Annotated in this window: 12 protein-coding genes and 3 tRNA genes; 3 read left to right on the top strand and 12 right to left on the bottom strand. The window is 39.5% G+C overall.

Going from position 1 to position 15,121, the window contains the following annotated elements; genetic code table 11:
• The first annotated feature begins 202 nt into the window (after nt 1-202).
• Nucleotides 203-1,621: a sodium:alanine symporter family protein gene (locus tag QL989_RS07505; protein WP_010391487.1), complete on the top strand. Its 1,419-nt coding sequence runs from the start codon at nt 203-205 to the stop codon at nt 1,619-1,621.
• Between the two features lie 937 nt (nt 1,622-2,558).
• Here QL989_RS07505 and QL989_RS07500 read toward each other — a convergent pair.
• The 7 genes from QL989_RS07500 to QL989_RS07470 all read right to left on the bottom strand — a co-directional run bounded on the left by QL989_RS07500 (nt 2,559) and on the right by QL989_RS07470 (nt 7,391).
• Nucleotides 2,559-2,645, bottom strand: a tRNA-Leu gene (locus QL989_RS07500).
• Nucleotides 2,646-2,681: 36 nt separating this feature from the next.
• Nucleotides 2,682-2,755 (bottom strand) — tRNA-Cys (locus QL989_RS07495).
• Nucleotides 2,756-2,783: 28 nt separating this feature from the next.
• Nucleotides 2,784-2,859 (bottom strand) — tRNA-Gly (locus QL989_RS07490).
• 141 nt (nt 2,860-3,000) lie between these two features.
• The gene (gene pgsA / locus QL989_RS07485; RefSeq protein ID WP_036933597.1) at nt 3,001-3,546 is read right to left on the bottom strand and encodes a CDP-diacylglycerol--glycerol-3-phosphate 3-phosphatidyltransferase; all 546 of its coding nucleotides are present in this window, start codon (nt 3,544-3,546) and stop codon (nt 3,001-3,003) included.
• 42 nt (nt 3,547-3,588) lie between these two features.
• The gene (gene uvrC, locus QL989_RS07480; protein WP_290169425.1) at nt 3,589-5,412 is read right to left on the bottom strand and encodes an excinuclease ABC subunit UvrC; all 1,824 of its coding nucleotides are present in this window, start codon (nt 5,410-5,412) and stop codon (nt 3,589-3,591) included.
• 9 nt (nt 5,413-5,421) lie between these two features.
• Nucleotides 5,422-6,072 carry a UvrY/SirA/GacA family response regulator transcription factor gene (uvrY, locus tag QL989_RS07475; protein WP_010391483.1) on the bottom strand — a complete coding sequence of 217 codons (651 nt, stop codon included), beginning with the start codon at nt 6,070-6,072 and terminating at the stop codon, nt 5,422-5,424.
• 167 nt (nt 6,073-6,239) lie between these two features.
• The gene (locus QL989_RS07470) at nt 6,240-7,391 is read right to left on the bottom strand and encodes a dicarboxylate/amino acid:cation symporter (RefSeq protein WP_010391481.1); all 1,152 of its coding nucleotides are present in this window, start codon (nt 7,389-7,391) and stop codon (nt 6,240-6,242) included.
• A gap of 377 nt (nt 7,392-7,768) precedes the next feature.
• Between QL989_RS07470 and cysK the strand changes: the two genes are divergently transcribed.
• Nucleotides 7,769-8,737: a cysteine synthase A gene (gene cysK / locus QL989_RS07465; RefSeq protein ID WP_138609305.1), complete on the top strand. Its 969-nt coding sequence runs from the start codon at nt 7,769-7,771 to the stop codon at nt 8,735-8,737.
• Between the two features lie 145 nt (nt 8,738-8,882).
• The gene (locus QL989_RS07460; protein WP_138609303.1) at nt 8,883-9,332 is read left to right on the top strand and encodes a hypothetical protein; all 450 of its coding nucleotides are present in this window, start codon (nt 8,883-8,885) and stop codon (nt 9,330-9,332) included.
• 85 nt (nt 9,333-9,417) lie between these two features.
• On the opposite strand, the gene QL989_RS07455 is transcribed toward QL989_RS07460, so the two are convergent.
• The 5 genes from QL989_RS07455 to QL989_RS07435 form a co-directional block, all read right to left on the bottom strand.
• Nucleotides 9,418-11,694 carry an acyl-CoA dehydrogenase gene (locus tag QL989_RS07455; protein ID WP_290169420.1) on the bottom strand — a complete coding sequence of 759 codons (2,277 nt, stop codon included), beginning with the start codon at nt 11,692-11,694 and terminating at the stop codon, nt 9,418-9,420.
• A gap of 224 nt (nt 11,695-11,918) precedes the next feature.
• A complete protein-coding gene (locus tag QL989_RS07450; protein WP_076920444.1) occupies nt 11,919-12,707 on the bottom strand; it encodes a putative porin in 789 nt (262 codons plus the stop codon).
• Between the two features lie 208 nt (nt 12,708-12,915).
• Nucleotides 12,916-13,290 carry a PH domain-containing protein gene (locus QL989_RS07445; RefSeq protein WP_036983105.1) on the bottom strand — a complete coding sequence of 125 codons (375 nt, stop codon included), beginning with the start codon at nt 13,288-13,290 and terminating at the stop codon, nt 12,916-12,918.
• On the bottom strand, nt 13,290-14,198 hold the full coding sequence (locus QL989_RS07440; RefSeq protein WP_178955643.1) for an ABC transporter ATP-binding protein: 909 nt from the start codon (nt 14,196-14,198) through the stop codon (nt 13,290-13,292). Before QL989_RS07440 ends, QL989_RS07445 begins: the two co-directional genes overlap by 1 nt.
• Complete coding sequence (locus QL989_RS07435) at nt 14,195-15,022, bottom strand: ABC transporter permease subunit (RefSeq protein WP_138609296.1); 828 nt, start codon at nt 15,020-15,022, stop codon at nt 14,195-14,197. The genes QL989_RS07440 and QL989_RS07435 overlap by 4 nt, the downstream gene beginning before the upstream one ends.
• Nucleotides 15,023-15,121 lie beyond the last annotated feature (99 nt).

Below are 15,121 nucleotides of genomic sequence, written 5' to 3'. Positions count from 1 at the left end.
ATAGGGCGAATCAATTTTAACGCAAGCGTTTTTAAACGCTTTTTTGCATTTAATTTTTACCCCAAAGATACCCCACCTAGAAACACAAGATACCCACAAAACCCTGTGGATAACTCATTTTTTTGCGCTGTTTACTAAACTATTTACCTTGCTTGTGGTAAGTTGCGGCGCATATTTACAACTCGTTCACTAGGCAACACACATGACAGATATAATAAATAGTATAAGTGGTCTCTTATGGGGTCATATTTTAGTGTACTTATTAATAGCCGCTGGGCTATTTTTTACCATACGTCTTGGTTTCATCCAATTTGTACAATTCCCACACATGATTAAAGTCATGTTTCAAAGTCGCCAAGGGTCAGATGGCGGTATTTCCTCTTTTCAAGCTTTCTGTACTTCTTTAGCCGCCCGTGTTGGTACCGGTAATATGGCAGGTGTTGCAGTCGCACTTTATTTAGGTGGTGCTGGTGCTATTTTTTGGATGTGGTTAATTGCTTTGATCGGTATGGCCACTAGTTTTGCAGAAAGCACATTGGCTCAAGCTTACAAAATACGGGATGAAGAAGGCAACTTCCGTGGAGGCCCTGCTTATTATATGGAATACGGACTTGGCAAGCGCTGGATGGGCATCGTGTTCTCACTATGTTTAATTTTAGCCTTTGGATTAGTTTTTAATGCGGTACAGTCAAACTCTATCGCTGCAGCTTTTGAAGTCGCCTTTGGTATTCCTAACTATATAGTAGGTATTGCACTTGTAATTGGTTCAGGCATCATCATATTTGGTGGCCTAAAAACAATTTCACGATTTGCTGAATTAGCAGTGCCATTTATGGCCGCTGCCTACTTAATTGTTGCACTATATATATGTGCTGTAAATTACACTGAGTTGCCTGATGTGTTTATGCATGTAATTAGAAGTGCTTTTGGTCTTGAACAAGCTGGCGCTGGTGCAATTGGTTATGGTGTAATGCAAGCAATGATCCAAGGGATCAAGCGCGGGTTATTCTCAAACGAAGCGGGTATGGGTAGCGCAGCTAACGCTGCAGCAACTGCAACTCCTAACCCACCTCACCCTGCATCACAAGGCTATGTACAAATGCTAGGTGTATTTGTAGATACTATTATTATTTGTACTGCCACTGCCGCTCTTATTTTATTATCAGAACAGTTAGTACCAGGCTCTGATGTAACGGGTATAGCACTTACACAAGCAGCGCTTGAGGAACATGTTGGTAGCTGGGGTGCAATATTTGTTGCAGTCGCTATTTTGTTTTTTGCTTTTACATCAATTGTAGCTAACTATTCTTATGCGGAAACGAACTTATTGTTTTTAGAGCATAACCATGCATCTGGCATGCTGATCTTCAGATTATTAGTGTTAGGTATGGTGATGTTTGGTGCCCTTGGTGAATTACCATTAGTGTGGACTCTAGCTGATGTGTCTATGGGCCTAATGGCGATTGTAAACGTAATCGCGCTATTTATGCTCTCAGGAGTTGTGGTATGGCTTGCCAAAGATTACAACGCTCAACGACGTGCTGGAAAGTTACCGACGTTTGATCCAAGTAAAAACAACAAGCTTAATAAAACTATTCCGAAAGGTATTTGGCACAAATAACTTTAAAGAGATTTAAGTTAAAAACCCGAAACGGCCATGGCCATTTCGGGTTTTTTATTGTCTAGTACCAATTCACTTAATTAAGTAACCTATATTGAGCTAGATAAACCTGTTAATGGCAAAGCAAAAATTTCGATGTTTAGTTGTTCTATATGAGGAGTTTTTAACTCAACTAGCGTCTGGTTTGGCGTCTCAAAATAATTAAGTATTATTGCGGATTGATGTAAGTCTCGCCTGTATATCAATTCGCTTAATTAAGTGGTCTATTTTGAGGCTGGAAAAACGTGTTGATAGCTAGGCAAAAAATTTACTATTTAGTTGTTCTAAATGAGAATTTTTTAACGCAGCTAGTGACACGTTTAGCCCCTTAAAATGATTATGTATTATTGCGGATTGGTATTATATTACTAATAGCAGTACCCACCTAGTGAGACCCAATTAAACACATTAGCATCATCAAGCTTCTCATATCCCTTATAAGCGATTAGTTAAACAGTTTACATCAACGCTCTTAATACATTTTGTGGCATTGTAATGGTGTTAATAGAAATAAGCGTATGCCGACTTTCGCTTATGTATCAAACGAAGCACAGCCACACCTCCATTTAAGAGCCTTGTACCACTGCTTTTACATAAATAGCTTAATATTAGTACTCTATTATGAGGCATTAAAATCTTATCGATAGCAAAACTTAAATTTAGTATTTTGTTCTAAATGAGAGGTTTTTTTCCGTAGCTAGCGTCAGGTTTGAGCTATAAAAATGATCAGTGGGAATATATTGATGGGATAAGCTTTTGAAAAATGTGAGACTTAAAGATCTCAAACAAACGTAGTAATTTAGTGTAAGGAATAAGATACTAGTTTGATAATGCGATTTTATAATTAATGGTTTAATAAAATAATGGTTAAACTAGAATAAACAAGGAAAGCATAAAGTGGTGCCCGAGGCCGGACTTGAACCGGCACGACTTGTTAGTCGAGGGATTTTAAATCCCTTGTGTCTACCAATTCCACCACTCGGGCATCGAGTTTGCTAATTAAAGCGTGTGGAGTGTTGATTGGAGGCGGAACCCGGAGTCGAACCGGGGTAAACGGATTTGCAATCCGGTGCATGGCCACTCTGCCATTCCGCCTCAATACTAGGTTAGCTTTAAGATAAACTGGAGCGGCACACGAGGCTCGAACTCGTGACCTCGACCTTGGCAAGGTCGCGCTCTACCAACTGAGCTAGTGCCGCTTTATGTTTATCTAGGGGGCTATGCCCTCTCAACACGGACGCATTCTACAGAGATTATTAAACGCGTCAACACAAAAAATGCTACTTTTGAACTGTTTGATTATTTTTTATCTAAAATGGTGCGTTATTAGACGTTTACAATCAATTTTTGGTCAATTCTCCCCATGCTGCAACTAAATATTGCACCATAGAACTAAGCGTTAAAAATGTGGCTATATAAAGCAAGCCATAACTTAAATACATCATCCAGCTATCGTACTGCCAAATTAAACCGATAATGGCTAACATTTGAGCTGCGGTTTTTAACTTACCCATATCGGATACAGCTACGTTACCGCGTTTCCCCTGTTCAGCCATCCATTCGCGTAGCGCCGATATAACAATTTCACGGCTAATAATAATAAGCGCGGGTATGGTCATATACAAAGATTGGTAATGCTCAGATAATGCAACCAAGGCAGCACACACCATTACTTTATCAGCAACCGGGTCTAAAAATGCACCAAAAGGCGTTGATTGCTCAAGTTTACGGGCTAAATAGCCATCAAGTATATCTGTGATCGAAGCCAGCCAAAAAATAAAGGCAGCAACAAAGAATGCCCATGAATAAGGCATATAAAATATCACCAAAAAAATGGGGATAAGAAAGAGTCTAAACGTTGTGAGTGTGTTTGGAATATTCCACATAACTACTTGGATATGTCTTTTTTTCTATATTCGCACATAGGGCTAGCCCTTGTCATGCAAATGGTTAAATATCTTCTCAGCCATGTCAGGACTGATCCCAGGAACTTTCTTTAGCTGTTCTATATTAGCAGCTTTTACACCTTGCATGCCCCCTAAATATTTTAATAATGTTTGTCGACGCTTTGAACCAACGCCATCTATTTCTTCTAGTAACGACTGAGTGCGTTGTTTTTGCCGCTTATTACGGTGCCCTGCAATTGCAAAGCGATGGGATTCATCGCGTATATGCTGGATCAAATGAAGCGCTGGTGCATCAGAATCCATAGGAATTGTTTTACGCCCGCCATCTATAAGCAAGGTTTCAAGACCCGGCTTACGGCTAGTGCCTTTTGCAACACCGACTAATAGCGGCATTTTTGAATGCGGCCAGTTTTCGAAATATTGCTCTGCTCTACCTAATTGACCTTTACCACCATCGATAAAAATAACATCGGGAATTTTCTCCTCATCAACCAACTTGTTGTAACGTTTGTTTAGTGCAAATTCCATAGCGGCGTAATCATCACCACCGGTGATACCGGTCACGTTGTAACGACGATACTCTTTATTGTTAGGGCCTTGAGAATCAAATACAACACAACTGGCCACTGTGTTTTCACCCATGGTGTGACTGATATCAAAACATTCCATGCGATTAATATCATCAAGACGTAAAGTAGCCTTTAATTGCGCATAACGCTTGTTTATCGAGTCTTGAGTGCTTTGCTTAACCGTAATGCTATTTAATGCATTTTTATTAGCTAACTGTAAGTACTGTGCTCGCTCACCACGGGTAACCACTTTAAGCGATACTTTACGTTCACTAATTTGGGTCAAGGCTTCACCTAGTGCATCACTTTCTTCTATTTCAAATGGTAAAATGATTTCTTTAGCAATGCGCCCTGTCGCACCTGGAGCTAAATAATATTGACCTAAAAAAGAGGTTAAAATTTCTTGCTCTTGTGAGTCTTTAGGCACCTTTGGAAAATAAGTTTTACTACCCAGCACTTTATGATCGCGAATCATTAATAGATGAATCCCATTTAAACCGTTTAAATGGGCAAAGCCGACCACATCCATTTCCGCAAAATTGCCAGAGATAGATTGCTGCTCCTGCATTTTACGCAGCAACATAATTTGGTCGCGAACTTTAGCTGCAAGTTCAAAATTAAGCTGCTCACTGGCTTTTTCCATTTTAGCAATGAGATCGGCTATTACTTCATGAGATTTACCAGTTAAAAACTTGCGGACATAATCAACTTGCTGCGCGTATTCATCTTCAGAGACTTTATTTACACACGGCGCAGAGCAGCGTTTTAATTGATACTGTAAGCAAGGGCGACTACGCGCACGGTAGTAGGCATCTTCGCATTGACGTACCGGAAATATTTTTTGCATTAAGCGTAAGCTTTCTGAAACCGCCCCCGCGCTTGGAAACGGACCAAAATATTCACCTTTTACTTTTCTGCTACCACGATGAAAGGCTAAGCGAGGATGCTTATGATTAGTGAGCAGTATGTAAGGGTACGACTTATCATCACGTAACAGAATATTATAACGTGGCTGATATTTTTTAATGAGGTTGTTTTCGAGCAGTAAAGCTTCTGTCTCTGTATTAGTAAGCGTGACTTCAATATTACAAATATTACTTACTAAAACACGGGTTTTACTATCGGTTATATTACTACGAAAGTAACTACTTACCCGCTTTTTTAAACTTTTAGCTTTACCGACATAGATAACTTGGTTGTCAGTATCGAGCATGCGATAAACGCCAGGCTCACTCGATAATGTTTTTAAAAACTGGACATGATCAAATTCAGACATATATACCGACTAGTAAGAGATATCTATATCAATCATTTTGTAACGTATGGCTAAATGAGTAAGCTCTACATCGCCTCCTACGTTAAGCTTTTCAAACATGCGATAGCGATAACTGTTTACTGTTTTAGAACTTAAATTTAAGCGATCAGCGATATCCTGTGCTTTTTCACCTTTGGTGATCATCAGCATAATTTGTAGTTCACGCTCGGATAGGCTTTGAAATGGGTTTTCATCGGTACGCCCGGTTACCTGCGCAAGTGCAATCTGTTGCGCTATTTCTGGAGCAATATAGCGTTGTCCTGCATGCACACAGCGTATAGCGCGAACCATTTCATCAGATCCAGCACCTTTGGTTAAAAAGCCATGAGCACCAATTTGCATGACCTTACTTGGAAATGGGTCTTCGCAATTAACAGTAAGCACAATAATTTTTACATCAGGGCAGTAACGGCAAATCTTTTTAGTTGCCTCAAGCCCGCCCATACCAGGCATGTTCATATCCATTAACACTATATTTGGCGCATGCTGACGACAAAACTGCACAGCCTCTTCGCCTGTTTTAGCTTCACCTATTACTTTAAAACCACGTATATCATCAAGAATACGTCTGATCCCTGTGCGCACAAGTTCATGGTCATCAACTAAAAGTACGTTAATCAATGGAACACCCTCACTAGCCTAATAAGATGCAAGTTAACAAATTTAATATTCAACATTAGCATAGATACGACGAAACCATAACTAATATTATGCTTTCGCCATCGGTCTTCATGACCGATATGATTAAAAGCGTATTTACCTATAGCAGGTAAATACGCCCCAATGATTTATGCTGACGCCTTTTCACTAAAACGGTCTACCCATAAAGCAATAATACCATCGCCAGTTACATTACACGCAGTGCCGAAGCTATCTTGCGCTAGGTAAAGTGCAATCATTAGTGCCACCGCACCTTCGTTGAAACCAAGCATGCTAGTTAATAAACCTAACGCCGACATTACTGCACCACCTGGTGCACCTGGCGCTGCAATCATCACTACACCTAACATCATAATGAATGGCAACATAGCCATTAATGAAGGTACTTCCATGCTAGGCGATAAAAACATCACAGCCATAGCACAGGTAACTATTGTAATTGTTGAACCTGATAAATGAATAGTGGCGCATAATGGCACGGTAAAGTTAGCTACATCCTCTTTAACGTTATTGGCTTTACTTGATTGCAAAGATACTGGAATGGTTGCCGCACTCGACATGGTTCCTAATGCAGTAAAATACGCAGGTAACATATTTTTAATTAGCTCAATAGGATTACGCTTAAGTAATAGGCCTGAGGTAATGTATAAAACACTCAACCATAACCAATGCATCACTAATGCAGCAATGAGTACAACACCAAATGCTTGTAATGTATCAACAACGGTGCCTGCTACAGTCATTTCCGCAAATACACCCGCAATATAGAACGGTAATGCCGGAATAATTACTTTTGAAAGTAAACCATCAATAATATCGCGCCCCTGATCCGACACAGTTTTTAATGTGTCTAAGCCAAGCTGGCTCATACCAATACCAAATACAAAGGCTGTGACTAAAGCAGTCATTACACCCATTAACGGTGGAATTTCTAAGTCAATGAAGCTACCTACTTCGGTCACGGCTTCAGCTTCAAATGAAATCCCGCCGCTTAAAAACGGAATAACCGCTGTCACTAATAAAAACGCTAAAGTACCAGCTATAATTGTTGAGCCATATGCAAAACCCACCGTTTTCCCCAGTAGGTGCCCTGACCCTTTCGGAAGCCCGGCAATCCCTGAGGCAATAAAAAATAAAATAATCAGTGGAATTGTAAAACTAATAAGCTGGCCGATAAGCTCTTTTACTGTGTATAAAAGCTCAACGCCAGTTAAGGGAATGTAGAGCCCGACTAAAATACCGGCAACAATACCGGCAATTAATTTTAAGATTAACTTCATGGTGATTACTTTATTGAATTTAGATAATGTGTTTTTACCATGTTTTGAATAGTTTGTGTCAATAAACTGTTCAACCGCAGTTCATTTGCACAATTAACCAACAAAATATAAGTGTGTTGTGTTGATTTGTTTAAATAACGACTACATAAACAAAGGATAAAGTACAAAGTTAAAAACGAACAAATGATCTCAAGTTCGCCTTTTTAATAACTAAAAAATTAACAGATTGAGTTTTTAGTTCAATCCGTTATAAGCGTAATTAATATATGTTATAGCCAAAGCTTACTTTAACTTTTTTTATCTCACAGTAAAGTAGGCTTATAAAGTTAATAGAGCAGCTGTTAACGTGTTGATCAGATTGTACCTAAAGGAACATTATGTCTACTATTTTTGAAGATAACTCACTAAGCATCGGTAACACACCGTTGGTAAAACTTAACCGTGTTACAGGTGGGAATGTATACGCTAAAGTTGAATCACGCAATCCTAGCTTTAGTATCAAATGCCGTATTGGTGCATCAATGATTTGGGAAGCTGAAAAATCAGGTCAACTTACCAAAGATAAAGAGCTTATAGAGCCAACATCAGGTAATACGGGTATTGCATTGGCATTTGTTGCTGCTTCTCGCGGCTACAAACTAACGCTTACAATGCCAAACACCATGAGCTTAGAACGTCGTAAACTATTAAAGGCACTGGGTGCTAATCTAGTACTCACAGATGGCGCTAAGGGTATGAATGGCGCTATTGCTAAAGCCAAAGAAATTCAGTCAGCAGACCCAGATAAGTTTATTTTGCTACAACAGTTCGAAAACCCGGCAAACCCAAAAATTCACTTTGAAACAACGGGTCCGGAAATCTTTAATGCACTCGATGGCGAAATCGATTTCTTTGTTGCAGGTGTTGGTACTGGCGGTACGATTACAGGCGTAAGTCGTTATCTTAAAAAAGAACAAGGCTTAAATGTAAAATCAATAGCTGTAGAGCCAAGCCATTCGCCAGTTATTAGCCAAACACTTGCTGGTGAAGAAGTAAAACCAGGGCCACATAAGATACAAGGCATTGGCGCGGGCTTTATTCCTGGGAATTTAGACTTATCAATTATTGATGGCGTAGAGCAAGTGTCTAATGAAGAATGTATCGCAATGTGTCATGAGCTAATGAAAAAAGAAGGGATCTTAGTCGGTATTTCTTCGGGTGCAGCTGTGGTTGCAGCAAAACGAATTGCTGAACGTCCTGAAAACGCAGATAAAAATATTGTGGTTATTTTACCAAGCGCTACAGAACGCTACTTATCAAGCCCAATGTTTGATGAAGAGTTTTCTGAGCAAGAGCTTGTTCAGTAATCGAACGACCTTATTAAAAAAGGATGTTTTTTAACATCCTTTTTTATTGCTTTTTTAATAAGTTGGCAACTATTCGGTGCTATCCTCTTTACATCTTCTCCATTCCATCACACACTTTATGTATGAGTAATCAACCTGACCAAATATGAAAACAATTTTAACTTCTTTTGTGCTCATTTTTAGTATTTTGATCGTCGGCTGTAATGAAAATACTAAACCTAAAGAACAGTACATCGACAACGATCGTCCAGGCGATACCGCCACGGTGTATTTTGATGCACTTTATAATCAGCATAATTTGCAAAAAGCCAGTAATTTTGCAACACCTAAACTAGCTCGTATAATGAAGTCATACGGCACAGCAAAACAATTTGCCCGTAGTCTTATTAATTTACAGTACGATGAAGTAGTGATTGAAATTGATATGTCAAATTCAAGCCTTCGAGAACAATACGGCAATCAGGCTAAAATAAATATTGTATTTACTGGTTATTTTAATGGAAAAAAAATTGATGACTTTCGCAGTATCGAAATGCTAAAAATAAAAGGTAAATGGTACGTAGATAAAATCATCGCCGATCCTTACGGGCGCTGATCAGCGTTTAATCTCATAAATATATAAATACACTAAAAAGCCTTAAATTATAAGTTTAAGGCTTTTTTAGTGCTTGAGTACAATGTTAGAAATCTTCAGGTTTAAAATTATCTACCGCAATAGCCTGCATTCGTAATTTATTAGCATGATGCATAGCTTCAGCATCTAATTTAGTAAGTAACTCATGCCCAAGAGCATACTCAATAGCTTGTTCAATATTAAAAGTTGCAGGTACCTTACCTTTTCGTTGCCACTGTTTTAACTGTTTAAATTGATTTTGCATGTCGTGCATCGCTAAAAAAGCATTTTCCATCACTCCAGTGCCTGCATTCTCATCGATGTAGCACAAATGAGTAAGCCTGTTTCGAAACACGCCTGGTTGCGTCATGTGTTCACAAATACTTTGTGAAGTGGTATCACTTGGTTTGTGATAATGATTGCCTAACGGAAACACAATGCGTTTAAGGGCAAAGTTAACCACCGGGTTAGAGAAATTTTTAAAGAAGCCGTCAAATGCTTGACCTATTTCATATAATGACGTCTCTATTGCATACTTAACAAAAGGTAAATCAGCTTGTTGACGCCCTTCATCTTCAAAACGTTTTAACACGGTAGAAGCAATATACAAATGACTTAATACATCGCCTAAACGTGCCGATATCATTTCTTTGCGTTTAAGTTCACCACCTAACATCAACATTGCAACATCTGTTGTAAACGCAAGTCCTCGGCTCATTCTCCCTAATTGTTTATAGTAGGCCGCGGTTTCTCCGCACACAGGTGCTTTGGCAAAGTGGCTGCGAGTTAAACCATGCACTAAAGCCATGCTTGCATTGCCAATAGCAAACACTATGTGGTTCATCAATAGACCATCAAATTGCTCTAATGCCGCGTCATCATCTTCCATTGAAGCCGCTTCCATTTCTTTTAATACAAACGGATGACAACGAGTAGCGCCTTGGCCAAATATCATTAAATTACGAGTTAAAATATTAGCGCCCTCAACCGTAATCGAAACCGGAATACCCATATAGCCATGTGCTAAATAGTTATTAGGCCCAACCTGAATCCCTTTACCTGCATGAATGTCCATCGCATCATTCATTACTGTTCGACCCATTTCGGTCATATGGTATTTTGCAATAGCTGTTACTACTGATGGACTTAGTTTTAAATCAATAGCACCAGCTGTCATTAACCTGCACGACTCCAGCGCATAAGTTAGGCCACCAATACGTGCTAACCCTTCTTGAACCCCTTCAAATTGACCAATTGACACACCAAACTGTTGTCGAACAACAGAGTAAGCCGAAGTCATTTTAGCCGCTAAATGCCCTGTTGCAGTGCTTAGTGCCGGTAACGAAATACCACGCCCTGCACTTAAACATTCAACTAGCATGCGCCAACCTCGTCCTGCCCCTTGCTGACCACCTATAATCCAATCAAGCGGAATAAATACGTCTTTTCCGTACGTTGTGCCATTCATAAACGCCATATTTAGGGGGTAATGCCGCTCGCCGGTTTTAACACCTGGGTGATCGGTTGGAATGAGTGCACACGTAATGCCAAGCTCTTTTTCATCGCCTAACAACCCATCTGGATCGTACATTTTAAATGCAAGCCCTAACACAGTCGCAACTGGCGCAAGTGTGATATAGCGTTTTGACCAATTTAAACGCAGCCCCAACACTTCCTTACCATCATGCTCGCCTTTGCACACCACACCAGAATCAGGAATACTGCCAGCATCTGAACCGGCCTCAGGGCCCGTTAATGCAAAACAAGGCACGTCGTCGCCTTTTGCAAGACTTGGTAACCAGCGATTTTGTTGCTCAGTTGTTCCGTAGAGTAGTAATAATTCACCTGGTCCTAAGCTGTTTGGCACCATTACCGTCACGGCGGCGGTTAAGCTTTTAGTCGCAATTTTTGACACTATGGTGGAATTAGCAATAGCAGAGAATTCAAGACCGCCAAATTTTTCTGGGATGATCATTGCAAAAAACCCTTCGGTTTTTAAAAAGTCCCAAACCTCTTTGGGTAAGTCTTTATCTTTTTGTACTATTTTATAGTCATCAAGCATAGCTAATAAAGTTTCAACTTGATTATCTATAAATGCAGTTTCTTTTTCACTTAACTGTGGACGCGGATAGTTGTGTAATTTTTGCCAATCAGGATCACCACTAAATAGCTCGCCATCCCACCAAACATCGCCCGCTTCCATGGCTTCTCGCTCTGTTTGCGATAATGGCGGTAATACTTTTTTAAACATTTTAAAAGTAGGTCGGGTAATTAAGTTAAGGCGGATATCTTTAATCGCAAATACCACGATCACCACAACCAGTAATATAAAAAATACTGACATAAACACATTCCTTTACAGTTATAAAAACATTGATTTAATTATGACCGATCTTAATTTAAATACAATGGGGTGTCAGAGGGGGCCACGAAATGCTGAGCCGATTCCGTTACAATTAAAATATAGCTATTAGTGGAGTTACATATTTATTACACACAGCAAAAAGCCCACAAAATGTGGGCTTTTTACTACTTAACTGGTTTTAATTTATGCGATTAAACGCTCAATTAAAACTGAAAACGCATGTTAGCAAAGTAAGCATCGTAATCTGAGTCATCTGCGTTGTTGCCGTAACCCACTTTTAAACCAATGTTTTTATTGATGAAGTGTTGAGCACCAAAGCTGTAGTTGTCTTCTTTATCGTAAGATGCAAATACAGAAGTCGCTTTAGAGAAGTAGTAGTTTGTTTCTACGTTCCATTGGTCATCTGCTTCGTCAAGGCTTACAAATGTACCTTCTACTGTTAAGTAGTTACCTTGTTGTAAATCAACAAAGTATTTAGCTGCTACTGAACGAGAATCAAAATCATCGTCTGATTCAACAGTGATACCTACGTAATCTGTATCGTTTAGCATGTGGTTGTATGCTAAAGAAAAGAATGTAACGTTATCACCATCTTTTTGATCAACAAATCTTACTTTTGCAAGTAAATCTGGGTTAAAGAAATAACCAGCAGAAAGTGTATATAACTCGTTGTTAGAGTTGTAATCAGCATTTTGGTAAGACGCACCAACCACAAAATCTTCAACGAAGTATTCACCACCAATAGCAGTCACATCGCCAAAATCGTCATCAGCGTAGCTACCAAATACGTTGCTTTGCTTGTTGATGTATTCGAATTGGTCGTATGGACCTAGTGTGCTTTTAGGAGAGAAGTAGTAAGTTGAGTCCACGCTGATCGTATCGTTGTTATCAATCTCTGCGTAGCTTAAGTTACTGATTGATTGATAGCTATCTGCAGCGTGTGCAGCACTTGATAATAAAAGACCTGAAATAATAATTGCTAACTTTTTCATAATGAAACATCCCTATGTACATTGTTTTTGTACTTTAACTACATTGCTAAAGTGGGGGTATGCTAACGCCGCGAAACTGAACGAAAACTGAATCAAGCAATTGTATTTGTTAGGGAATTTGTAAGAAAGTGTTTGAGGAATTTATGTTAAAGTAATCGCAACAAGCTGTAAACAATTACTTTAATTTTACACCGCTTTTTGTTTGTTTCTATAATGAATACTGGCTGATTATTCGATAAACATCATTTATATTATCGCCAGCTTTAAAGTCCTTGCTGATAGGCGTTGGATCAGATCCAACCCAAATTTTCAGCTCTGCATCTAAATCAAAGTGCCCCGCACTTTCTTTGCTGAACTTAGTTATCTTAGAGTAAGCAATACTGATCATTTCCATTTTAGAACCAGTCACGCCTTGTTTATCTAATAAAATTAGCCGCTTGTTTGTAAAGATAAACATATCACGAACTACTTTATACGCCTTTTCAACTCGCTCACCCTCGATAAGTGTATTGGCCAATACCTTCTCTAAGTCGGCATCATCCACCTCACTGGCGTTCCCCATTAAACCACTAAATAATCCCATTATAGTTTCTCCTGTTTAAATATTTGATTTTCTAGAGTATGACCATTTACTAACTGCCTGTACTGCCAATTATGTTGGCGACAAGATTGCAATAGCGCTATGTCAAGTGACTCGCTCGTTGGTTGATACTCAATCACATACTCTTTATGTTGGCTCATATAAACACGGCTTACACCATCAAGTGCTTGGAGTTGTTGCTCCACATTTTGATATGCTTCACTGAGCATTAAAGTGTAAAAATGCTTATCGGTATTCGCCGCTTTAGTTTGGTGCTCGCTTAATATACCTTTATCTAAATGTAGTACTTGAGAACATAATCGTTCGAGTTCAGTTAAATCATGAGAGCTTAAAATAAACGTCGCTTGAGACGATAGCTCAGACACCAGCTCCCTGACTTCTCTGGCATGAATCGGATCAAGTCCTGCTGTGGCCTCATCTAACATCACAATTTGCGGTGAACCAATTAATGCTTGTGCTATGGTTACGCGCTTGCGCATACCGTGAGATAAGTCCCCTGCGCGGTTTTTTGCAACCTCGCTAAGACCCACTAAATCTAATACTCGAAGTGCCTCTATTTGGCTTTGCTTGGTGCTCATACCTTGTAGCTTGGCATAAAAGCTAAGTTGTTTATCTATATTAAAACGCGGATCTAGCTGTGCATCTTGTGGTAACGCACTCACTTTATTAAATAAAGCCGCGCTACCTGGTTTATGGCCGAGTATTTCAAGCTCACCCATGCTAGGTGCGATATAGCCACACAACAAACTAAATAAAGTGGTTTTCCCTGCGCCATTAGGGCCAACTAATGCAACTGGCGCGCCTTTTTGAATCTCAAAATTCACATTATCAAGAGCCAGTTTTGAGCCGTATGATTTACTTAAATTACGCCCTGTTATTAATGATTTCATAATGAGCTCCTTGCAAAAATACGTTGAGCAACTGCAAGTAACACCGCTGTTTGCACAAGTGGAATAGCTAATGCGCTCAATAACGGTAAGTTTTGTCCCGCTAATAGCTCTATTTGCACACCGGGGAATAAATAATCAAGCACACTTAATGCGGGTAGTTGCCACTCCAGTAATCCAACAATAATGCCACCGGCTGTAAAATATAAAATAGCTAATACAATTGCCAGACGAGAGGAACTCGCAAAAGTATTAATTAAGCTCATTAAGGCTACAAACGGCGAAAAAGTAACTATGAGTATTAAAAATATTGAAACAGCACGACCAAGGCCACCAGCAAGTAAGCTCGGCTCGCGAAACCCGAGCACCGCCAATGTCGCTATAAGCGTGATGCCAACTAAACAGGTTAGTACCGCTAACTGTCCTAAAAATCGACCAAAGAGTATTTCAAAGCGCGTTGAGCGTAATGATAAAAACCTTAGCGTACCGCGCTCTCTGTCACCGACGGTTTGATCACTACAAATAAATAAGCTAAAAACAGGAAAACTATACAAAGCAATAAGCCAATACATAGCAAATTCGGCTTCAGGCCAATCAAGTAACTTACTTAATCCAATAGAGCCGGAAATATCACGGGCTATTTGTTCAAAATCTGGCGAGCTGATTATGCCTACAGCTTGGCCTATGGGGTAACGTAAAATAACAAGCCACACTAGCGCAAAAGCCGCCAGTGCAATAAGTCCTCGTTTAGTTAAAAACATACGTACCAGCTCAAAACCCGCGATTTGGGTTAAGCGCCCTACGTTAATAGGTGATGGTGTTGCCATTGACTATCCTTAATGACGTTGTTCATACTTTAAAATAAGCGTTATTTAACAACACTAAGTGTAAACACGTTGAATTGCTAGCAAAAAAGAGCCTACTCA

This window comes from Pseudoalteromonas sp. APC 3224 (genome assembly GCF_030407535.1).
Classification (GTDB): domain Bacteria; phylum Pseudomonadota; class Gammaproteobacteria; order Enterobacterales; family Alteromonadaceae; genus Pseudoalteromonas.
The sequence above is the reverse complement of the archived record's forward strand: the minus strand, read 5'-3'. Positions and strand labels throughout refer to the sequence as shown.